A 21,954-nucleotide genomic window follows, 5' to 3' on the forward strand; every position below is an offset into this window, starting at 1 on the left:
TCACTTCTTGGTGAGCTGGTGCCGAGTCCGGTCTTCGCGGACCGGCACGCCATTGCGACCGCTCAGATCCTGAGCGTAAAAGCCTGTCGCATAGGCAACCCCACCGCCGTTGATGCCCAACTCCGCACGGTCGATGTGCTCCAGCGTGTCCGTGCTCTTGTGATAGTTGGGGTCAAACGGCTGGTCCTCGGGGCCGCCCCACAGCTTCGCCTCAGTCGCGGACTTCTTGTTTTCGGCGCCGGAAAACAGCCCGCCCGCCGGGATGCCGGCCTGCGTGAAGCCGTCGTAATCGGACCGGCCGTCGAAAGAGGTGTCCTGCGGCGTCTTTCCGGCGGAGTTGAGGTAGGCGGCCAGCTCCCGCTCGATACCCGCTGACCCCTCCGGTACCACCGGGCTGCCGCGCTGGTCGGCCGGCAGCGACTGGTCACCGTCATAGGTGAAGTAGCCCGGGTTCGGCGAGGCGAGCATGTCGAAGTTCAGGTACAGCGCAATGTCCTTGAGCGCGTTCACATCTAATGACTCGACGTACTTCCGCGACCCGATCAGCCCGAGCTCCTCGGCGCCCCAGAAGCCGAATCGGACGGCGTTGTGGATCCCTGGCGACGGGCCCAACTGCAGCGCGGTCTCGAGCACCGCGGCCACCCCGGACCCGTTGTCGTTGATGCCGGGCCCTTCCGGCACGCTGTCGAGGTGCGCCCCGGCCATCACCACATCGCTCGTCGAGCCCGTCTTGGTCTGCGCGATCACATTACGCGCCGAGATGGTCCGGGTGTCCGCGGACACGTGCACGGTCGCCGGACCGACGCTCGAGCGGAGTTGCGCACCATCGGCTTTGGAGATTCCGACGACCGGAATCTTGACGCTGTTGGTCTCGCCCAGCGTCCCGGCGATGTGCTCCTCGACGACGTTGTCCGCCACGACCATCGCCAACGCCCCCCGCTGCGCCGCGGCGCCGGCCTTCTGCGCGAACGGGCAGGTACCACGATCCACCATCACGACGGCGCCGCTGACCGGCAGATGGTCGTAATCGGCGGCCGCACAGCCCGGACTTCCGTCCGCCGGGAAGGCCACGAGCGGACCCGTCACCCCTTCCGGTGGAGCGCCGATGCTGTACTCCAGCGCCCGCGCGTCGAACTTCTTGTCGCCCACGGTCACATCCCCGGGTTCGGAGTGGAACACATGCGCATCGAACTGCATGGTCTGGACGTCAAAACCCTTGTCCCGCAACTTGCCCACCACGTAGTCGACGCTGGCGTCATAGCCCGGTGTGCCGACCGCGCGAGTGTTGTTGTTCGCGTTGGCGATGTCCTGCAACTTTGTCAGGTGGGCCATCATCGCGTCCGTGGCGACCCGTCCCCGCAGCGAGGCGGCGAAATCCGGGCCCGAGGTCTGCTTCAACGAATGCGCCGTGTCGGACGATGCGCAGCCGCCGGTTGCCAGCATCAGCGTCGTGACAGCGACAAGTAGCGGTCTTGATTTGATAGCCATTGCGCCCCAGGTTAGACGCACTCGGCCTGTTCTGAGGGATCGTCGCGCAGCAGATATGCGTGGATGGTGGTACCCGCGGATGTCGTGTGAGTGCGCAGCAGGTCGGCGATCGCGTTCACCACGAACAGCCCGTAGGGTCCGACACCGCCTCCGGCCGGGGGGCGTCGGCCGGCGAGCGGGTCGCGCCAGTGGCCCATGTCGCGCGCCTCGCAGACCACGAACCCGCTGTCGTACCAGAACGCCAGCCGGCACGGGCCGCCGGCGTGGTCGAGGCTGTTGGTGGCCAGCTCGGTGGTCACGAGCAGCAGGTCGGCGATTCGGTCCGCTGTCATTCCCACCAGTCGTCCATAACGCTCAGCGCATCGGCGGGCGCCGGCCAGGTCGACGGGTTGCTCGACGACGTGCGTCACCGCGGCCTGGTGCGTCTGCAACGGTTGATTGCACCGGTCGAGTGCGGCTTCGACGGCGAACTCCGGGGAGTGTCTGCGTGATCCGCCCTGCCAGAATTGCGGATGGGTGAGGCGGACGTGTCCCAACACGGTTTCGTCGAGACCGGACGCGTCGTACGGGCACAAACTCGTGATGTTCCATCCGTCGAACGCGATGTTGGTCAACGCCTCATGTTGCAGGCAAGCGAGATACTCGTGCTCCGTTCGCCCCGCCCAGGCCGGCTCGGCGATCACCCGGACGTGCTGGTCGGGATGGGCATCGACGAAGGCGTGCTGGCCGGCGAGAATTCGGCCGGGATTGCGGCCGAAGTCGGTGATGTCAGCCATCGTCACGTCGGCGGCGGCATCTCCCAACGCGTCGCGCATCGATCCCAGTTTGCCGCCGGGAATCGCAAGCATGACGGGCTGCAACTGGTTAAGCCCGTCTTCGATGAATTGCACCAACGAGTCGACGTATTCGCGCTCCGAGTAATACAGGAGCGCCGAATGGTCGAACCCTCGACGGTGCACGTGTTCTCTCAGTGTTCTGTCGATGTAGTAATCCTCGGCCTTGCTGCGTTAAACGGCGCAGCGACGTTAGATTTACCCAGGCACCAAAAACCTAATCAGGTGCCGTTAATCCGCTCCACAATCAGGTCCGCGGCAGCGCGCATGCCCGCGGCGTTCGGATGAAACGGCGCGGGACGCCACGGCAACGGCCAGCCCGCACCCACTGTCCAAGGGTCCGCTGACCACGGGTGATGCTCGCGGCTTGCCTGTCCCGCGCACACCAGCTCGCATCCGGTGGCCTGGCCCGCCGCCGCGGTGACCTCCTCGAGCCGCTCGGCGACGAATCGACCCAGATCTGCGTGCTCGGCCGACAGCGGGGCGGCCGCGACACCCGGCGGCGGCAACAGCGTGAGGTAGTCGACGAACATCACCCGCGCCCCCGGCGCTCGCCGGCGCACCGCGGTTCCGACGGCGCGCAACGCGTCACCGACCCCGTCGAGCGCCTTTTGGCGGGCGTCGCGGTCGAGGAGCTCGCGGATCGATGACAGCCTGCGAACAAGCGCCGGCAGCCCGGCGCCCATCAACAACGGGACGTAGCCGACGTCGTTCCCGCCGATCGTGATGGTCACGAATTCTTCGGAGCCGTCCAGCGCGTCGATCTGCGGCGCGGCGCTGCGTTGCCGCTCGGTGAGGATGTTGGCGGTGGTGGCACCGGAGAAGGTGACGTCGACGAGGTCGAGGCTCAGCTGCTCGGCGACCAGGTGGGCGTAGTTGCGGGCCGAGCGGCCCGAGCCGAACGGCGCACCCGGGGCGGACGGCTTGATACCGGGACCGGCCGCCATCGAACTACCCAGCGCCACATAGCGGCTCATATGGCCGGACTGGAGGCTTGGGCCCAGAATCGCTTCGGGATACGGCCCGCTCGCCGGGCCAGGTATCCCGCGGTGACGGCGGCGGCCATCGCGGCGGCCATCGCGGGCGGATCCGCGGCGCGGGTCACCGCGGTGGCCAATAGCACTGCGTCACAGCCTAATTCCATCGCGAGGGCGGCGTCGCTGGCGGTGCCGATACCGGCGTCGAGCACGACGGGAACACCGGATTGGGCGACGATCATCTCGATGTTGTGCGGGTTGGCGATGCCCAGGCCGGTGCCGATCGGCGAACCGAGCGGCATCACCGCCACGCATCCGGTGTCTTCCAGCCGTTTGGCCAGCGCCGGGTCGTCGTTGGTGTAAGGCAGCACGACAAACCCGTCGTCGACCAATTGTTCAGCGGCCCTTACTAATTCGATGGCATCGGGCAACAGTGTGCGTTCTTCGGCGATCACTTCCAGCTTGACCCATTCGGTGCCGAGCGCTTCGCGGGCCAGTTGCGCGGTGAGCACCGCTTCGGCGGCGCTGCGACAGCCCGCGGTGTTGGGCAGCGGCGTAATGCCCAGCCGGCTCAGCAGATCGAGCATGCCGGTGCCGCCCTCGGCGTCGACGCGGCGCATCGCGACGGTGGTCAGCTCGGTGCCCGACGCGATCAGGGCCTCCTCGAGCACGGCCAAGTTGGACGCTCCCCCGGTGCCCATGATCAACCGGGAGGCGAAGCTGCGTCCGGCGATGGTCAGTTTATTGTCAGCCACCTTGCACCGCCGTCACGACCTCGATGGTGGCACCGTCGGAAAGTGCTGTGGCCCAGCGTGATCGCGGCAGCACCGCTTGGTCGACGGCGACGGCGACGCCGCGGTCCGGATAGCCCAGCGACTGCAGCAGAGCCGCCACGGTCATGTTCTCGTCGACCACGACGTCTTCGGCGTTCACGCGAACAATCATGAGTGGGCTCCCACCGGAATTAGTTCGGACACAATCTGTTCTGCCGTCCACGGCGCCAGCAGGAAACCCGACCGGCCGTGACCGGCGGCGATCAACGTCCGCGCGTCCAGCCGGCCCACCAGCGGCAGGTTGTCGGGCGTCATCGGGCGCAGCCCCGCGATGCATTCCGCGAACTCGTATTCACCGAGCGCCGGCATCACCGTGCACGCGTCGTCGAGCAGGTCACGCACACCGGACACCGTGGGCGCGGTGTCGCGGCCGTGCTCGTACTGGGTGGCGCCGACCACGACCCCGTCGGCGCGCGGCACCACGTATACCTGACGCCCGTGCACGCGAGCGCGGATTACCCGCTGCGGCAACGGCATACACCCCTTGCGCCAGCGCAGCCTCAGCACCTCGCCCTTCACCGGCCGAATCTGCAGACCGGGCCACAACGACGGGGCATCGATGCCGTTGGCGATCACGACCGCGTCGGCCCGTACGGAACTCAGATCGCTCACCGGCCCGTCCCACTCGACACCGAGCTGGTCACAGGCCGTCGTCAGCCCGTCGAGCAGAGCGCGATTGTCGACCGCGAGCTCGGTGGGCGCCCGAAAACCATGCCGAATGCCTTGCGCCAGCATCGGTTCCGCGTCGCGGATCGCTGAGTCCCAGACCACCGGATGCCCCTGTGCGGACAGCCAGTCGGCGACCGTACGCAGGTCGGCCACGTCGGCGCGGTCGACCGCGACCACCAGCGACTCGCGCGCGGTGATCACCTGCGCGGGCAGGCCGTCGGTGAATCCGTCCCGCCACAGCCGCAGGGATTCCAGGCCCAACTGCAGCAGCCGCTCCTCGCCCGGCCAGCCCTCGCTGTGCGGCGCCAGCATTCCCGCGGCCACCCACGACGCACCGGGTTGCCCGGAGCGGTGCACCCGCACCGACCAACCTGCTCGGGCGGCACGGCGCGCCACGGACAGCCCGATCACGCCGCCGCCGATGACGGCCAGCGATCCCGCGTCCGATGGCATCCTCTTCGCTCCCTTCGCCGGCATGATCCGGATCAGGTTTGACGGTAAGGACAGGGTGCTGTGTCCACTCTCAGCCCCACTCCCGGGACTCCCGTGTCGACTCACCACGGTAGTCGTTAGCGTCGCGGTGTGCACCAACCACATGGCCCCACTCCTCAGCGGCCCGAAAACGGCCGCATCGTCGTCGGGGCACCCATCCAACGACTCGCCAGCGCCCGGCTGTACCTTTGCACCGACGCCCGGCGCGACACCGGTGACCTGGCCGAATTCGCTGATGCCGCGCTCGCCGGCGGGGTCGACATCATCCAGCTACGCGACAAAGGGTCGGCCGGCGAGCAGCGGCTGGGCGCACTGGAGGCCCGCGACGAGTTGGCGGCGCTGGAGGTGCTCGCCGACGCCGCGCGCCGACACGGCGCCCTTTTGGCGGTCAACGACCGCGCCGACATCGCCCGGGCCGCCGGCGCCGACGTCCTGCACCTGGGCCAAGACGACCTCCCGCTGACCGTCGCACGCGACATCGTCGGGCCCGAGCCGCTAATCGGTCGGTCCACTCACGACGCCGCGCAGGTCGCCGCCGCGGTCGCCGAGGCCGTCGACTATTTCTGCGTCGGACCGTGCTGGCCGACGCCCACCAAACCCGGACGCCCGGCGGCCGGGCTGCCGCTGGTCCGCTCGACGGCAGAAATGGCGAGCGACAAGCCGTGGTTCGCGATCGGCGGCATCGACGCGGCGCGGTTGCCGGACGTACTGGACGCGGGCGCCAGGCGCATCGTCGTCGTCCGGGCGATCACCGCCGCCGAGGACCCGCGGGCCGCGGCACAACGGCTCAGTTCGGCACTTGCAGCAGTGAACTGATCCGCGAGCTCAGCTGCGACGGTCGCTGATCGGGATCGCCCGCCGTGCACCACACGAAGACGCCTTCCTCGATCTCGATCGTGCGCGGCAAGCTGGCCCGCAACTGGTCGTCGTGGCTCAGCGGCAAGACCTCGGGAACCGTGCGCAGCCGCTGCCAGCTGGCGGCAAACCCGGGATGCAGTGGCAGCTGGTCGACCTGGTCCTCGCCGACCCAGCGCATCTCCGCGCTCTCGAAGTTGGCCACCGTCGGTAGCTGTTGGGCGGCGTCGGCGACGACGGTGGTGTAGGTCCAGTCGGTGCCACTCGCCGTCGCGGTGATCACGCTCGCCCGCACCGACACGAACCGGCTGATCAGGCCGGCTTCTTCCTGAGCCTCCCGGACGGCGGCCTCTTCGGGGCTCTCGTGGCTGTCGCGGGCACCGCCCGGCAGCCCCCACGTCCCGCCTTGATGGCTCCACGGCGCGCGGTGCTGCAACAACACCGCAGGTGAACCATCCCGTTGCGGGGCTCGCAGCAGCAGACCCGCCGCGCCGAATCGGCCCCAATGTGGGCTACCGGTGTCAGACACCACCCATCCGTCACCGTCGCCGCGCACGCGTTCATGTTAAGCACGCATGAATCGCGTTGCCTGTGTCGCGGACCGGTAACGAGTCGGGAAATCTGAGTAGGCAGGTCCCCGCATCTCAGCAAAACACTCTTAGACTTCACTTAATACAGTTCGCGACACGCACGGCTGAAAGATGAGGTCCGAACACACGTGACCGTTGAGTTGGCGCACCCGTCGACTGAGCCGCTTGGTTCGCGGTCGCCGATCGAACCGGCCCACCCCCGCTGGTGGTTCGTGGCGACCACGCCGGGCCGGATCCTGTCGATCGGTCTGGTGCTGGCCATCCTCGGCGGGCTCACCGCATTCGCCACCTCGACGACCATCAACCAGCGCCAGCACGCGCTGACAACCGTGCTCAGCCACACCGAGCCGCTGGCGTTCGCGGCCGGGCGGCTCTACACCACGCTGTCGGTGGCCGACGCGGCCGCCGCAACCGCATTCATCGCCCAGGCCGAGCCGCGGACCGTCCGCCAGCGCTACGAGCAGGCGATCACCGATGCGGCGGTCGCAGTGACCAGGGCGTCGAGCGGTCTGACCGACGAGCCGCTGGTCCAGTTGCTCGGCCGGGTGAACGCCGAGTTGGCGGTCTACACCGGGTTGATCGAGATCGCGCGGACCAACAACCGTGCCGGCAACCCCGTCGGTTCGTCGTATCTGTCCGAGGCGTCCACGCTGATGCAGTCGACGATCCTGCCGGACGCGGCGCGGCTGTATAGCCAGACCTCCGAGCGGGTGGACACCGAGACCACCGCGTCGACTCAAGTCCCCGCGCCGGTGATCCTGGTCGTGCTCACCACCGCGATCTTCGGTGCGTTCTCGCATCGCTGGCTCGCGCGGCGCACCAAGCGGCGGATCAATCCCGGCCTGGTCGCCGGTGCGCTGGCAATTCTCGTTATGGTGGTGTGGGTGGGCACCGCGCTCGCGATCTCCACCAGCGGCAGTCGCAGCGCCAAAAACACTGCGGCAGAGTCACTGAAGACGATCACCAATCTGTCCATCAGTGCACAGCAGGCACGTGCTGACGAGACCTTGTCCCTGATTCGGCGCGGGGACGAAGAGGTCCGTAAACAGTCCTTCTACGAACGCATCGATGCCATGCACAGACAACTCGACGAATACCTCAGCCGACGCGACGCCGTCGACAAGAACGATTTGCAGGGCGCCGACAAACTGCTGAATCAGTGGCGCCGGGCCGATGACCGGATCAACGCCTACATCTCGGTCGGTAATTACCGCGCCGCCACCCAGGTCGCACTGGGTAGCGGGGAGGACGACTCCACGCCCGCCTTCGACAAACTCGACCGCGCGTTGGTCAAGGCGATGGAGCAGAGCCGTCACGAGTTGCGCGACGACGTGCTCAACGCGCGACAGGGTCTGGCCGGCGCGACGGTCGGTGGCATCGTGCTGAGCCTGGGCGCGGCCGTCGCGGTCGCTCTCGGCCTGTGGCCGCGATTGATGGAGTACCGATGATGTGGCGGCCGATCAGGATGCTGTGCGTCGCCGTGACGGCGGCGACGGTGCTGGCCGGCTGCACCGAGTCGGGTTCGATGGTGGTCGCGCCGGCGCCGACGTTGCCGCCGCCCACTCCGGCCGGCATGCAGGAGATGCCGCCAGAGCCGCCGCTGCCCGCGGACAAGACCGCCGACGACTGCAATCCGACGGCTAGCCTGCGCCCGTTCGACAACCCGGCCGACGCCGACGCCGCGGTGGCCAATATCCGCGCGCGCGGCCGCCTGATCGTGGGCCTGGACATCGGCAGCAACCTGTTCAGCTTTCGCGACCCGATCACCGGCGAGATCGTCGGCTTCGACGTCGACATCGCCGGCGAGGTGGCCCGCGACATTTTCGGCAACCCGTCGCAAGTGGAGTACCGGATTCTCTCGTCGGCCGAGCGGATCACCGCCCTGCAGAAGGGCGAGGTCGACGCCGTCGTCAAGACGATGACGATCACCTGCGACCGGCGCAAGCTGGTCAACTTCTCCACGGTGTATCTCGATGCCGCGCAACGCATTCTGGCCCCCCGCGACTCCCCGATCGCCAAGCCGGCGGATCTCTCCGGTAAGCGGGTGTGCGTGGCCAAGGGCACCACGTCGCTGCAGCGGATCCGCGAGATCACGCCGCCGCCCATCGTGGTCGAGGTGGTGAACTGGGCCGACTGCCTGGTTACCTTGCAGCAGCGACAGGTCGACGCGGTCAGCACCGACGACTCGATTCTGGCCGGCCTGGTTTCGCAGGATCCCTATCTGCATATCGTCGGGCCCAACATGGACACACAGCCCTACGGCATCGGGGTCCAGTTGGGCAACACCGGGCTGGTGCGGTTCGTCAACGGCACCCTGGAGCGACTTCGTCGCGACGGCACGTGGAATACGTTGTACCGCAAGTGGTTGACCGTGCTCGGCCCCGCGCCGGCGCCACCCAGTCCGAGGTACGTGGACTGATGGCCGATCCGGATATTCAGGACCCGGACGACCTCGGTCCGGGTACCCAGCCCGCCGACTCGATGGTGGACTCGTCGTCGCAGAGCCGTCCGATCGCCACCCAGGCGATCTTCCGGCCCGACTTCGACGACGATGACGACGACTTCCTGATCCATATCGGCGACACCACGCCAACGGATCGGTCGAAACCGGCGACGCGGGCCCCGGTTCGTCGGCTGGGCGGCGGGCTGGTCGAGATTCCACGCGTGCCGGACATCGATCCTCTCGAAGCGTTGATGCCGAATCCGGTGGTGCCGGAGTCGAAGCGGTTCTGCTGGAACTGTGGGCGGCCGGTAGGCCGATCCAGCAACAAAGATGCGAAGGCAGAAAAAGCACCGTCCGAGGGCGATTGCCCCTATTGCGGTAGTCCGTATTCGTTTCTGCCCCAGCTCAATCCGGGCGACGTGGTGGCCGGCCAGTACGAGATCAAGGGTTGCATCGCGCACGGCGGGCTGGGCTGGGTGTACCTGGCCCTGGACCGAAACGTCAACGACCGCCCGGTGGTGCTCAAAGGTCTGGTCCATTCCGGTGACGCCGAAGCGCAGGCGATCGCCATGGCCGAGCGGCGATTCCTCGCCGAGGTGGTCCACCCCTCGATCGTGCAGATCTTCAACTTCGTCGAGCACACCGATCAGCACGGTGAGCCTGTCGGCTACATCGTCATGGAGTATGTCGGTGGGCAGTCGCTCAAGCGTCGCACGGGTGACAAGCTGCCCGTCGCCGAAGCGATCGCCTTTGTGCTGGAAATCCTTCCGGCGCTGAGCTATCTGCATTCGATCGGTCTGGTCTACAACGACCTCAAGCCGGAGAACATCATGCTCACCGAGGAGCAGTTGAAGCTGATCGACCTCGGGGCGGTGTCGCGGATCAACTCGTTCGGCTATCTGTACGGCACACCGGGCTACCAGGCACCGGAGATCGTGCGGACCGGCCCGACGGTGGCCACCGACATCTACACGGTCGGGCGCACGTTGGCCGCCCTGACGCTGAAGCTGCGGGCCCGTGGCGGCCGTTACGTCGACGGGCTGCCCGAGGACGATCCGGTGCTCGCCAAGTACGACTCGTTCGGCCGATTGTTGCGCCGCGCAATCGATCCGGACCCGAGCCGACGGTTCGCCAGCGCCGAGGAGATGTCGGGACAGCTCTCCGGTGTGCTGCGAGAGGTGGTTGCGCGAGACACCGGTGTGCGGCGACCGGGCCTGTCCACCATCTTTTCGCGCAGTCGCGCGACCTTCGGCGAATCTCTGTTGGTCGCGCACACCGACGTCTATCTCGACGGCCATGTGCACTCGGAAAAGCTGACCGCCAAGGAGATCGTCACCGCGCTGCAGGTGCCGCTGGTGGACCCGGCCGACGTGGCCGCGCCGCTGCTGCAGGCGACGGTGCTGTCGCAGCCGGTGCAGACGCTGGATTCGCTGCGGGCATTTCGCCACGGCGCGATGGACACCGACGAAATCGACCTATCCGACTCGGTCGAGCTGCCGTTGATGGAGGTGCGGGCCCTGCTCGACCTCGGCGACGTCGCCAAGGCCACCCGCAAACTCGACGACCTGGCCGAGCGGGTCGGCTGGCGCTGGCGGCTGGTGTGGTATCGCGCCGTCTCCGAATTGCTCACCGGCGACTACGATTCCGCGAGCAAGCACTTCAGCGAGGTGCTGGACACCTTCCCCGGCGAGCTCGCGCCGAAGATGGCGCTGGCCGCGACGGCCGAATTGGCCGGCAGCGCAGACGAACACAAGTACTACGAAGCGGTGTGGAAGACCGACGACGGGGTGATCTCAGCCGCCTTCGGGTTGGCCAGGGCCCAGTCGGTCGAAGGCGATCGCGGCGGGGCAGTACGCACGCTCGACGAAGTCCCGGCCACGTCAAGGTATTTCACCACCGCGCGGTTGACCAGTGCGGTGACGCTCCTGTCCGGGCGTTCGGCCACTGACATCACCGAGGAGCAGATCCGCGACGCGGCGCGACGAGTCGAGGCGCTGCCGCCGACCGAGCCGCGGGTGTTGCAGATCCGCGCGCTGGTGTTAGGCAGCGCGCTGGACTGGCTGGGCGATCACGAGGCCAGCACCAACCACATCCTCGGCTTTCCATTCACCGACCACGGTCTGCGGCTCGGTGTCGAGGCCTCGCTGCGTGGGCTGGCCCGCGCGGCGCCCACGCAGGCGCATCGCTACAAGCTCATCGACATGGCCAACCGCGTCCGGCCCACAAGCACGTTCTAACCGGAGGGGCCGGTCGGGCCGTTGGGGCCAGTCGGACCGGTTGGGCCGTTCAGCCCGGGCATCCCATTGTGGCCGAAAAGGCCCCCGAAGCCTGCCTGGCCGCCGTACCCGCCGTACCCGCCGGGGCCGCCGAACCCACCGGGGCCTAAGCCGGGGCCTCCGGCGCCGCCGGGACCGCCGGGACCGCCAGCACCGCCGTTGCCACCGCCGCCACCATCGCCGAACAGTAATGCGCCGTTGCCGCCGGCACCGCCGTCGCCGCCCGTCCCGCCGCTGCCACCGGTGCCGCCCATCTCTCCCGGCAGGGTGCCGGGAGTTCCAGGCTCGCCGGGAGCGCCGATGCCGCCCTGGCCGCCATCGCCGCCGTTGCCGAACAACCAGCCGTCCGCGGTGCCACCGGCGCCGCCGTTGCCGCCGTCGGTGCCGAGCGTGACGCCATCGCCGCCCTGGCCGCCGTTGCCGGCTATGCCGTAGAAGCTGTCGCCACCGGCACCGCCGGCGCTTCCTTCGAAGCCGGCGCCGCCCTCGCCGCCGTTGCCGAGGTAGGCGATGCCGCCCGCACCGCCGGATTCACCGGCCACCGTGCTGGTCCAGCCGTCACCACCGTCGCCGAACCACAAACCGCCGGCGCCGCCGTTGGGGTCAGCCATGGTGCCGTCGACCCCGTTGCCGATCAGAATGCCCTGGCCACCGATGTCGTGCCAGAAGGTGTTGAGCGCGTTATCCCACTGGACCGTGAGCTGGCCCAGGAAAGTCGTGCCGTGGATCCAGTCCTGATCAAACTGGTGACCTGGTTCGTACAACCATTGGTCCCAGAGCCCGGCAAGGGAGTTCGACGATGCCGGGTCGGCAGCGGGCAGAGCGGCCGGATCGACGGAGACCGCTGACAATCCCGGGTCGATTTCGGGTGTTGTGCCCAGCGCGCTCGACGGGTCGAAGACGCCCGACGGGTCCAACGCTCCGGACAAAGTGGACGGGTCGAAGATGCCCGACGGGTCGATGGCGCCGGCCACATTCGACGGGTCGAAGACGCCCGCCAAAGCCGACGGATCAAAGGCGTCGGCGAAACTCGACGGGTCGAAATTCGCCGCACCCTGCAATGCCGCATCGAGGCTGTCGAGCCAACTGCTCAGGTCCAAAGCCAGCGTCGGATCAATGGCGGAGAGGGAGTTGATGATCTGATCGATGATGATGTCTTCGCCGTCAGCCCTGGCCACCGGGGTGGCAGCCAGCGGCGACAGACTGAGGGTGAAGAACGTGCTGGCCGCACTGCTAAGGGTGATAAACCGAACGTTGCGGCGTGTGGCTTCGTTACGCGGCTGCTTGGCTCGCTTCTTGGAATGCCGACCTGCCATCGGAGTTTGCCTTCCCCTGAAGTTCCTATGGGGTTCTTGTGCTTCCTTAAGCGCCGACTTAGATCTTCTAGCTATATTTCTGAGATCCTCTTAGGTGTCATTAAGGTAAACCTTCGATGCCCAACATGGAAGAGAAATCGGCCAGAAACCGGAATGATTTTCCGATATTCCGGATTTACCGGAAGTTGTGCCAGGTCAGAGGGGTTCTAACCCAGGGACACATGTCAGGTAACTGCGGTGGGTTGACAACAACAGCGGGCAAGGGTGCGCCGGAGTTGGGCGATTCCCAACATTTCAAGGCTCGGACGCACGCGCAGAACGTGGCATCCCTGGTTCAGAAGACACTTAGCGAGATCCGCGTCACCAGAATCTGAAGGCGACGGAGTTCGATCCCCACGCCGGCAGACGTGCGATGGGTTTCCGCCACGTTCCCGACAGTCGGGAACAACTCACTTCTTGCTGTACTCTGCACGCATGCAATTCGCCGTCGCGATTGCGTCGCCCCCGAATTTCCCGCACAGCAAGGCATTTCAGGAAGTTGCGGAGGCACTGCATCACGGCCTTCTTGCGCTTGGCCATGACTCGGTGCTGACCAACCGCCTCGACCTCGACGACCGCCGCACGATTGTCTTGGGCGGAAACGTCCTCGTCCGACACGGCTTGAAACCGCCGAAAAGCCCGATCTTCTACAACCTCGAGCAGTTGGGTGACGACCTGCCGTCGATGACGTTGCCGGCGTTCTCTGACCTTTTCCGGCGTTACCCGACATGGGATTACAGCCAAGCCAACATCGAGTACCTCGCTGGTCTGGGACTGCCCCGGCCCGCCCACGTTCCGATTGCATACGTCCCCGAGTTGACCCGGATCGCCCCGGCCGCGGCCGAGGATATCGACGTACTTTTCTACGGCGCATCCTACGAGCGCCGCTACGCCGTTCTCAGGGACCTATGCGACCGAGGCCTTCGCGTCAAATGGTTATCGGGCGTCTACGGCGCGGCCCGCGATGCCTGGATCGCGCGCTCGAAAATCGTACTGAATCTGCACTACTGGGAAGCGAAAATCTTTGAGATCGTGCGTGTTTCGTATCTGCTCGCCAACAAGCGCGCGGTGGTCTCCGAGCGCGGTGCCGATCCGACATTGGAGGGTGACCTGGCGTCGGGCATCGCGTTCGCGGACTACGACGAGCTGGTCGATCGCTGCGTGGAGCTCGTCGACGACGAGGGCGGGCGACGCGAACTCGCCGAGCGGGGCTATCAGGCCTTCGCCGCTCGCGACCAGTCCGCCATCCTCGACCGCGCGCTCGCAGACCTCAACGGCGCCACGCACGACACCGCTGCGCACGATGCCTCGGGCATCGAGGTGCACCTCGACAGCGCAGAACTTCTACTCCGCGAGCGCCAACTGTTCAGGCATAAGCTCGCGCCCGACCGCGATTCGTGGCTGGCCAACGTCGAGCGCGACCCCGATGATGCACGATCGGTCTTCTTCCTGGCCGAAATCTGCTTCCAACTAGACGATTTCGTGAACGCGTGTCAGTGGTATGCGCGGCGAGCCGAGATGGGAGGCTGCGACGAGGAGGTCTACTGGGCGCTGTACCGGCTTGCGGCGTCGATGGCGGAACTCGGTGAACGCTGGCCGGATGTCCAGGCCGCCTACCTTAAGGCCTGGCAGTTTCGACCGACCCGCGCGGAGGCGTTGTACGCCATCGCCTTTCGGTATCGCGGTGAACAGCGCTACTGGCCCGGGTACGACTTTGCCCAGCGCGCCGCCGAGATCCCCTTTCCCGAGGAGGACCTCTTTGTCCTCGGATACTTCGCAGAGATCTATGCGTGGCGCGCGACCGATGAGCAGGCGACGTGCGCGTTCTGGATCGGTAAGCACGCCGAGGCGTTCACGCTGTGCCGGGGCCTGCTGGCCCGCTCCGACCTCCCCGAGCCTGATCGACAACGCATTGCCGTCAACCGGGACTTCTCGGTGCCGGCCATGATCGAAGCGGCCGCACCCTATCCCGGAACCCTGGTGCAGTCCCTGACCACCAGTCTCGGCACGGCCGAAGTCACCGTCACCCTGGCCGCCGGACCGAACCGGCAGAGCACCGAAAACACCCTGAACTCGTTCCTGAACTGCTGCCTCGATGTGTCATGGGTCGGGCGCTTCCTGATTCTCGACGCCGGCCTATCCGCGCCCGACCGCGAGCTCCTGCAACAGCGCTATGGGTTCCTCGAATTCGCCAATGCCGATCCCGGCGACAACCCCGCCGCCCAACTGGCAAAGCTCCATGTCCAGATCAACGGGCGCTTCTGGCTGCACCTCGGCGAAGGCTGGCGATTCTTCACCCCCGAGCGCTATATCACCCGCCTCACTGCGGTGCTCGATGCCGAACCCCAGGTGTTTCAGGTGGGCATCAACCTCGCCGATGCGGTCAAGCTCAGCGGCGCCAGCGCCGCCGAGGAGGAGGTGCGCCGGACACCCGACGCCGGCCGCTACCTGCTCACCGAAGCAATGACCGTCGGCCCAGCCATGTTCGACACCACACGCCTGGATCGGGCCCTCGGCGTGCAGGACAGCACTGGACTGCGAACCGCCAGCCTCGACGAAGTGCTCTGCATCTCAAGTCAGCGCCAATAGTGAAGGCGTGCACGAGGATTCGCTGCGCGTAGCGCAGGCCGATCTGGACTCGATTCCACGCGAGTACGCCAAGGATGCGGATGTTGTGCGTTCCGAGGAGGTCCGAAACCGGGTACGCAAGTCCGGAAAGTCAGATATAAAGGAAATTGCTTTCCTGAATTCGTGATTGGCGTGGTTTTCGGTTGGTAGGTCAAGGGTCGCTCAACGCGACGGCGTGGTGTCTTCTGCCCGGGCATCTCAGCGGAATGGCAGGTATCCGGCCATGAGCAACGCGCGTATGAATCCAATTGCTGTGATCGGCATGGCGTGCCGGCTTCCCGGCGGGATCGATTCGCCCGACCTGTTGTGGGAGGCGCTGCTGCGCGGCGACGACCTGATCACCGAGATTCCCGCTGACCGCTGGGACGCTGACGAGTACTACGACCCCGAGCCGGGTGTGCGGGGTCGGACGGTGTCGCGATGGGGCGGGTTCCTCGACGATATAGCGGGCTTCGATTTCGAGTTCTTCGGGATCGGCGAGCGGGAGGCAACCGCGATCGACCCGCAGCACCGCTTGTTGCTGGAAACTTCTTGGGAGGCAGTGGAACACGCCGGTCTGGCGCCAAAATCGTTGGCCGGCTCCCAGACAGGTGTGTTCGTGGGGCTAGCCCACGACGACTACGCATTCGTTACCGGCGACGCCGGTGCGCTGGGCGACGCATACGCGTTCACCGGCACCCCGTTCAACATGGCGTCTGGGCGGGTCGCCTGGGCAATGGGGCTGCGAGGTCCCGCGGTCACTTTCGACACCTCGTGCTCTTCAGGACTGCTTGCCGTGCACCTGGCTTGTCGCAGTCTGCAGGACGGCGAGTGCGACCTTGCCCTGGCAGGCGGCTGCTCGGTGTTACTGGAACCGCGCGCGTTTGCGTCCGCTTCCGGGCTGGGGATGCTCTCGCCTACCGGACGGTGCCGGACGTTCGACGTCGCCGCCGACGGGTGGGTACGTTCCGAGGGATGTGTCGTGGTGCTTCTCAAGCAATTGGCACTTGCGCTCTCCGACGGTGACCGGATCCTGGCCGTATTGCGTGGCACGGCCGCCAACCAGGACGGTCGCACCGGGAATATCTTGACACCGTCGTTGGATGCGCAGATGGAGGTGTATCGGGCCGCGTTAGGTGCCGCCGGTGTGGGCGCCGGCACCGTCGGCATGGTTGAGGCGCACGGCACCGGTACCCCGGTTGGCGACCCGATCGAATTCCGCAGCCTCGCAGCGATTTACGGCACCCACGGGCCACCGTGTGCGATCGGATCCGTCAAAAGCAATCTCGGACATACTGAGTCCGCGGCAGGCGCGGTGGGGTTGATGAAGGCGATCCTTGCGGTGCGGCATGGTGTGGTACCGCCGATGGCGCATTTCAGCCGCCTGCCTGATGATCTTGCCCAGATCGAGACGAATCTCTTTGTTCCGCAGGAAATCACGTCGTGGCCGTCCGATGATAACCAAGTGCCCCGGCGGGCGGCGGTGTCGTCGTTCGGAATGTCGGGAACGAATGTGCACGCCATTTTGGAGCAACCTCCACATTCCACGATCTCGAATGGCGGGGCGGCCGGATCCGGTTTGCCCTCCCCAATGTTGTTTGCGCTGTCATCGACCTCCGCCGACGGGCTGCGCCGCACCGCGCGCCGGCTCGACGATTGGGTGCAAGAACACGAAGACTCCATTGTGCTGCCGGATCTGGCTTATACGCTGGCGCGCCGCCGTGCCCATCGGCCGGTGCGCGCGGCGGTCATCGCCGCTGATCGGGGCGAGTTGCTTGATGGTTTGCGTCAGGTCGCCGAGGGGGATGTCCCGTATCAGGACGCGGTGGGGCAGGACGACCGTGGTCCGGTGTGGGTGTTCTCGGGGCAGGGATCGCAGTGGGAGGCGATGGGCGCCGACCTGCTCGCCAACGAACCGGTGTTCGCCACCACCGTCGCGGTGGTGGAACCGCTGATTGCCGCCGAGTCCGGCTTCTCGGTGACGGAGGCGATGGCGGCGGCGCAGACCGTGACCGGTCTTGACCGGGTGCAGCCGACCTTGTTCGCCATGCAGGTGGCGCTGGCGGACACGATGAAGTCTTACGGGGTTACCCCGGGTGCCGTCGTGGGGCATTCCATGGGGGAGGTCGCGGCGGCCGTCGTCGCGGGAGCATTGTCGCTCGAAGACGGCGTGCGCGTGATTTGTCGCCGCTCCCGCCTATTGTCGCGACTTGCCGGTTCGGGCGCGATGGCGTCGGTGGATCTGCCGGCTCGGCAGGTGCGTGCGGAATTGGAGGCTCGCGGCGTCACCGATGTCGTGGTCTCGGTGGTGGCGTCGCCACAGTCCACGGTGATCGGCGGTGCCGCCCAGACGGTTCGCGACCTCGTCGCAGCGTGGGAGCAGCGGGAGGTGATGGCTCGCGAGGTCGCCGTCGACGTCGCATCGCACTGTCCGCAGGTCGACCCGATCCTCGACGAGCTTTCCGCGGTGTTGGCGGAGGTCGCACCTATGGCACCGCAGCTCCCGTTCTACTCCGCAACCCTGTTTGACCAATCTGATCGGCCGGTCTGCGACGCCGCCTATTGGGTAGAGAATCTGCGTCACACAGTGCGATTCGGCGCGGCGATGCAGGCGGCAATGGAGGACGGGCACCGGGTATTCGCCGAGCTGGCACCACACCCACTACTCACCCGCGCCGTCGAGCAGACCGCCGCCAGCCTCGAGATGCCGGTCGCCGTGTTGGCCGGCATGCGGCGCGAGCAACCGCTGCCGCACGGGATGCGTGGCCTGCTAGCGGATTTGCACAATGTGGGCGCCGCGGTGGACTTCTCGGCGCTGTATCCCGGTGGGCGGCTGGTGGACGCACCGCTGCCGGCATGGACGCACCGTCGCCTGCTTCTCGTCGCGGATCGCCGAGCGCATCAGGCGAACACCGTTGCAGCGCAACCTTTGTTGGGCGCGCATGTACCGCTGCCCGAGGAGCCGGAGCGCCACGCCTGGCATTCCGATGTGGGCATCGCGACGCTGCCCTGGCTGGACGATCACCGGATCCACGATGTCGCCGCGTTTCCGGGGGCCGCCTACTGTGAGATGGCATTGGCCGCCGCCCGCACCGTCCTCGGCGAAGGATCCGAGGTCCGCGATATCCGCTTCGAACAGATGCTGCTACTCGCCGACAAGACACCGGTGTTCGCTCAGGGGTTGGTGACATCGCCGGGCGTCGCCGACTTCGTCGTGGAGACCGTCCAGGAAGGCCAGCGGATTCAGCGCGCCGCGGCCGTGCTGCATGCGGGAGACGCTCAGGACCAGCCTCCGCATTACGACATGGCCGATCTGCTGGCAACGTATTCGTTCGAGTTGGACTGGGCCGAACTCCGACAGTGGTTCGACGACCATGGTGTTCACCATGGGCCTGTTTTCACCGGTGTGACGGCCGCGCACGCTGCCGACAGCGCGGTGAGCACGATACTGGCCGACATCGCGCTGCCTGGTTCGATTCGCTCGCAACAGAGCGGCTATGGGATTCATCCCGCCCTGCTGGATGCCTGTTTCCAGTCCGCTTACGCCCACCCTGCCGCCCAAAGCAGCCGGGATCTGTTGCTGCCATTGGGCGTACGGCGCATACGCGCATACGCGCCTACCCGCAACGCCCGCTATTGCCACACGACGATTACCAATGGCGACGCTGCCGGGGTCGTAGCCAATCTGGATGTACTCGACGAGCACGGCATGGTGCTGCTTGCCGTGCGTGGGTTGCAACTGGGAGCCGGCGCCACCGAGCACGCAAGCCGTGATCGTGTGCTCAGTGAGCGGCTGCTGACGATCGAATGGCAACCGCGAGAGCTGCCGGAGGTGCGCCGTGCCGAAGCCCAAACCTGGCTGCTGGTAAGCGCTTTCGCCGATCCCGATGTGGTGGCCACTGAAGTGGCGGACGCGTTGAAGCTCCATGGCGCGCAATGCACGGTCATGTGCTGGCCGCAGCATGGCGACCCAGTGGCCAATGCCGAGCGGCTGCGCGGTCAGCTTGGTGCCGGCGGGTTCACCGGTGTCGTCGTGTTCACGGAGCCGCATATCAGCAGCCGGGATGAAGAGAGCGCCGTCTGCGGCGCCGAAAGCGTCTGGCATATCGTGCGCCTTGTCCGCGAGCTGCCCGAAATTGCGGGCGAATTGCCGCGGCTATACGTCGTGACGATGAACGCGCAGGCGGTGCTCGACGATGATGTCGTCAATCTCGAACAGGGCGGACTGCGCGGCCTACTGCGGGTGATCGGCGCTGAGCATCCGCAGCTGCGCCCAACGCAGATCGACATCGAGGAGCAAACTGACGTCGCGCTGGTGGCGCGCCAACTGCTCGCCGGCTCAAACGAGGACGAGACCGCCTGGCGACACGACGGGTGGTTCACCGCGCGCCTGTGTCCCAACCCGCTGCGCCCGGAGGAGCGACGAACCACCATCGTCGACCACGAGCGCGACGGCATGCGCCTCCAGATTCGCGCCCCCGGTGACCTGCAAACGATGGAGTCTGTCGCGTTCGACCGGGTCTCGCCGGGGCCGGGCCAGATCGAGGTCGCGGTCAGCGCATCCAGCGTCAACTTCGCCGATGTCCTGGCCACGTTCGGCAGATGCCCCAGCTTCGAGGGACAACCGCCGCAGCTGGGCATCGATTTCGCGGGGGTGGTGACCAGGGTCGGACCGGATGTCGCCGACCACAGGGTCGGCGACCGTGTCGGGGGCATGTCCCCCAACGGTTGCTGGGGCACGTTCGTCACCTGTGACGCGCGCGTGGCCGCGACGTTGCCGCCGGGACTAACAGACGCCCAGGCTGCTTCGGTGACAACTGCCTACGCCACCGCCTGGTACGGCCTTCGTGACCTGGCCAGGGTCAGGGCCGGCGATATGGTACTGATCCACTCCGCGACCGGCGGTGTGGGACAGGCGGCGATCGCGATCGCGCGTGCCGCAGGAGCGACGATCTTCGCGACAGCCGGGAGCCCGCAACGGCGTGCGCTCTTGCACGACATGGGTATTGAGCATGTCTACGATTCGCGCAGCGTCGATTTTGCCGCGCAAATCCGGCGCGACTCCGACGGCTATGGCGTCGACATCGTGCTCAACTCCTTGACTGGCGCCGCGCACCGTGCCGGGATCGAACTGCTGGCGATGGGCGGACGGTTCGTCGAAATCGGAAAGCGCGATATCTCTGGCGACAGCAAGCTGGGCCTTTTCCCGTTCCGACGCAATCTGTCGTTTCACGGCGTCGACTTAGCATTGTTAGCGATCACCCACCCCGCTCGAGTCCGCGAGTTGTTGGACACCGTATACACGCGGACCGCCGACCGCTCGCTGCCGATACCGCAAAGCACCCATTACCCGCTTGCCGAGGCGGCCACTGCCATTCAGGTGATGAGCGCGGCCCAACACACGGGCAAACTCATCCTCGACATCCCGCGAGCGGGGAGCAGCACTGTGGCGCTACCACCGGAGCTGGTTCCAGTCTTCCGTGGCGACGGTTCCTACATCATCACCGGCGGCCTAGGTGGCCTAGGGCTATTCTTCGCCGAGAAGATGGCTGTGGCCGGCTGCGGGCGGATCGTACTCAATTCGCGCTCGGCGCCCAATCAGAAAGCGCTGAAGACAATCGAGCGCATACGGGCGATCGGATCCGAGATCGTTGTTCAATGCGGCGACATCGCCCGACCAGGCATGGCCGTTCGGTTGGTTTCCCTGGCCACCGCCAACGGGCTTCCGCTGCGCGGTGTGCTGCACGCGGCGGCTGTGGTCGAGGACGCCACCCTAAGAAACATCACCGACGACCTGATCGATCGCAACTGGGCGCCCAAGGTCTACGGTGCCTGGCACCTGCACCAGGCTACTGCCGGACTGCCATTGGACTGGTTCTGCTTGTTCTCCTCGTCAACCGCCCTCCTGGGGCCGCCGGGCCAGGGTGCCTACGTCGCGGCCAACAGCTGGCTAGACGCCTTCACCCACTGGCGAAGGGCTCAAGGCCTGCAAGCCACCGCAATCGCATGGGGACCGTGGGCCGGGACCGGCCGCGCCGCGGCCCTCGCGGAAAGCGGCGACACCAAGATGATCACTCCCGACGACGGCGCCCACGCATTCGGCACACTGCTGCGCCACACCCGCGGGTATGCCGGCTATACGCCGGTCGTCGGTTCACCGTGGTTGACCGCGCTCGCGCAACGCAGCCAGTTTGCTGAGGCGTTCCAATCCGCGGGGCAAACATGTTCCGGCACAAGCGAACTACGCAGGGAGCTGAATGAGCTACCTCTAGACGAGTGGCCGCGCCGATTTCGGCGTCTGGTTTCCGAGCAGGTGGGCCTGCTTCTGCGCCGCACCGTCGATGCAGACCGTCCGCTCTTCGAGTACGGACTCGACTCGCTGGGCAACGTCGAACTGCGCAACCGGATCGAGAGCGAGACGGGAATACGGATCAACTCCGCCGACGTCACCACCGTGCGGGGTTTGGCCGAGCACCTGTGCGACACATTGACGGCACAGGTCCTATCGGAAACGTCGTGATGTCAGGTCACCTATG

14 protein-coding genes and 1 riboswitch are annotated in these 21,954 nt (G+C 66.6%); of the genes, 6 read left to right on the forward strand and 8 right to left on the reverse strand.

The features are described 5' to 3' along the window. The 6 genes from A5658_RS19930 to thiO all read right to left on the reverse strand — a co-directional run bounded on the left by A5658_RS19930 (window position 1) and on the right by thiO (window position 5,253). Window positions 1-1,488, reverse strand: coding sequence for a M28 family metallopeptidase (locus tag A5658_RS19930; RefSeq protein WP_067339235.1), 1,488 nt, complete (start codon window positions 1,486-1,488; stop codon window positions 1-3). Between the two features lie 11 nt (window positions 1,489-1,499). After that, window positions 1,500-2,447, reverse strand: coding sequence for an anti-sigma factor RsbA family regulatory protein (locus A5658_RS19935; RefSeq protein ID WP_231997387.1), 948 nt, complete (start codon window positions 2,445-2,447; stop codon window positions 1,500-1,502). A gap of 95 nt (window positions 2,448-2,542) precedes the next feature. Next, window positions 2,543-3,298 (reverse strand): SGNH/GDSL hydrolase family protein, encoded by a 756-nt coding sequence (locus A5658_RS19940; RefSeq protein WP_067339239.1) that lies wholly within the window; start codon window positions 3,296-3,298, stop codon window positions 2,543-2,545. Continuing rightward, entirely contained in the window at window positions 3,295-4,053 is a 759-nt protein-coding gene (locus tag A5658_RS19945; RefSeq protein ID WP_067339241.1) for a thiazole synthase, read from the reverse strand. The genes A5658_RS19940 and A5658_RS19945 overlap by 4 nt, the downstream gene beginning before the upstream one ends. Next, window positions 4,046-4,243 (reverse strand): sulfur carrier protein ThiS, encoded by a 198-nt coding sequence (thiS, locus tag A5658_RS19950; protein ID WP_067339244.1) that lies wholly within the window; start codon window positions 4,241-4,243, stop codon window positions 4,046-4,048. Before thiS ends, A5658_RS19945 begins: the two co-directional genes overlap by 8 nt. Beyond that, a complete protein-coding gene (gene thiO, locus A5658_RS19955; protein WP_067339247.1) occupies window positions 4,240-5,253 on the reverse strand; it encodes a glycine oxidase ThiO in 1,014 nt (337 codons plus the stop codon). Before thiO ends, thiS begins: the two co-directional genes overlap by 4 nt. After that, a riboswitch (TPP riboswitch) is annotated at window positions 5,247-5,358 on the reverse strand. (Overlaps the previous gene by 7 nt.) 90 nt (window positions 5,359-5,448) lie before the next feature. On the opposite strand from thiO, the gene thiE reads away from it, so the two are divergent. Continuing rightward, entirely contained in the window at window positions 5,449-6,108 is a 660-nt protein-coding gene (thiE, locus tag A5658_RS19960) for a thiamine phosphate synthase (RefSeq protein WP_197503176.1), read from the forward strand. Here the strand turns inward: thiE and A5658_RS19965 are convergent. Next, the gene (locus A5658_RS19965) at window positions 6,080-6,703 is read right to left on the reverse strand and encodes an NUDIX hydrolase (RefSeq protein WP_067339249.1); all 624 of its coding nucleotides are present in this window, start codon (window positions 6,701-6,703) and stop codon (window positions 6,080-6,082) included. The genes thiE and A5658_RS19965 overlap by 29 nt on opposite strands. 162 nt (window positions 6,704-6,865) lie before the next feature. Here A5658_RS19965 and glnX point away from each other — a divergent pair, with 162 nt between their 5' ends. From glnX to A5658_RS19980, 3 genes are read left to right on the forward strand one after another with little or no spacing between them, the layout of a single operon-like run. Then, window positions 6,866-8,185 carry a protein kinase G-activating protein GlnX gene (gene glnX, locus A5658_RS19970; RefSeq protein ID WP_067339251.1) on the forward strand — a complete coding sequence of 440 codons (1,320 nt, stop codon included), beginning with the start codon at window positions 6,866-6,868 and terminating at the stop codon, window positions 8,183-8,185. Beyond that, window positions 8,182-9,156: a glutamate ABC transporter substrate-binding protein gene (locus tag A5658_RS19975; RefSeq protein ID WP_067339253.1), complete on the forward strand. Its 975-nt coding sequence runs from the start codon at window positions 8,182-8,184 to the stop codon at window positions 9,154-9,156. The genes glnX and A5658_RS19975 overlap by 4 nt, the downstream gene beginning before the upstream one ends. Next, on the forward strand, window positions 9,156-11,417 hold the full coding sequence (locus tag A5658_RS19980) for a serine/threonine-protein kinase PknG (RefSeq protein ID WP_067339300.1): 2,262 nt from the start codon (window positions 9,156-9,158) through the stop codon (window positions 11,415-11,417). The genes A5658_RS19975 and A5658_RS19980 overlap by 1 nt, the downstream gene beginning before the upstream one ends. Here A5658_RS19980 and A5658_RS29220 read toward each other — a convergent pair. Beyond that, on the reverse strand, window positions 11,414-12,772 hold the full coding sequence (locus tag A5658_RS29220; protein ID WP_067339255.1) for a PGRS repeat-containing protein: 1,359 nt from the start codon (window positions 12,770-12,772) through the stop codon (window positions 11,414-11,416). The two genes, A5658_RS19980 and A5658_RS29220, sit on opposite strands and share 4 nt — an antisense overlap. 474 nt (window positions 12,773-13,246) lie before the next feature. Between A5658_RS29220 and A5658_RS19990 the strand changes: the two genes are divergently transcribed. Beyond that, on the forward strand, window positions 13,247-15,400 hold the full coding sequence (locus tag A5658_RS19990) for a glycosyltransferase (RefSeq protein WP_067339257.1): 2,154 nt from the start codon (window positions 13,247-13,249) through the stop codon (window positions 15,398-15,400). 262 nt (window positions 15,401-15,662) lie between these two features. Further along, window positions 15,663-21,938, forward strand: a complete 6,276-nt coding sequence (pks2, locus tag A5658_RS19995) for a type I polyketide synthase (RefSeq protein WP_067339259.1) — start codon at window positions 15,663-15,665, stop codon at window positions 21,936-21,938. Window positions 21,939-21,954 lie beyond the last annotated feature (16 nt).

Origin of the sequence: Mycobacterium sp. 1245111.1, assembly GCF_001673405.1 — a bacterium.
Taxonomy (GTDB): Bacteria; Actinomycetota; Actinomycetes; order Mycobacteriales; family Mycobacteriaceae; genus Mycobacterium.

Bases quoted from the DNA above. Each gene is read 5' to 3' on its own strand.
- A5658_RS19930 (WP_067339235.1), bottom strand. From the start codon at position 1,488: ATGGCTATCAAATCAAGACCGCTACTTGTCGCTGTCACGACGCTGATG.
- thiS (WP_067339244.1), bottom strand. From the start codon at position 4,243: ATGATTGTTCGCGTGAACGCCGAAGACGTCGTGGTCGACGAGAACATG.
- pks2 (WP_067339259.1), top strand. From the start codon at position 15,663: ATGAGCAACGCGCGTATGAATCCAATTGCTGTGATCGGCATGGCGTGC.
- A5658_RS29220 (WP_067339255.1), bottom strand. From the start codon at position 12,772: ATGGCAGGTCGGCATTCCAAGAAGCGAGCCAAGCAGCCGCGTAACGAA.
- A5658_RS19980 (WP_067339300.1), top strand. From the start codon at position 9,156: ATGGCCGATCCGGATATTCAGGACCCGGACGACCTCGGTCCGGGTACC.
- thiO (WP_067339247.1), bottom strand. From the start codon at position 5,253: ATGCCATCGGACGCGGGATCGCTGGCCGTCATCGGCGGCGGCGTGATC.
- A5658_RS19990 (WP_067339257.1), top strand. From the start codon at position 13,247: ATGCAATTCGCCGTCGCGATTGCGTCGCCCCCGAATTTCCCGCACAGC.
- A5658_RS19975 (WP_067339253.1), top strand. From the start codon at position 8,182: ATGATGTGGCGGCCGATCAGGATGCTGTGCGTCGCCGTGACGGCGGCG.
- A5658_RS19940 (WP_067339239.1), bottom strand. From the start codon at position 3,298: ATGAGCCGCTATGTGGCGCTGGGTAGTTCGATGGCGGCCGGTCCCGGT.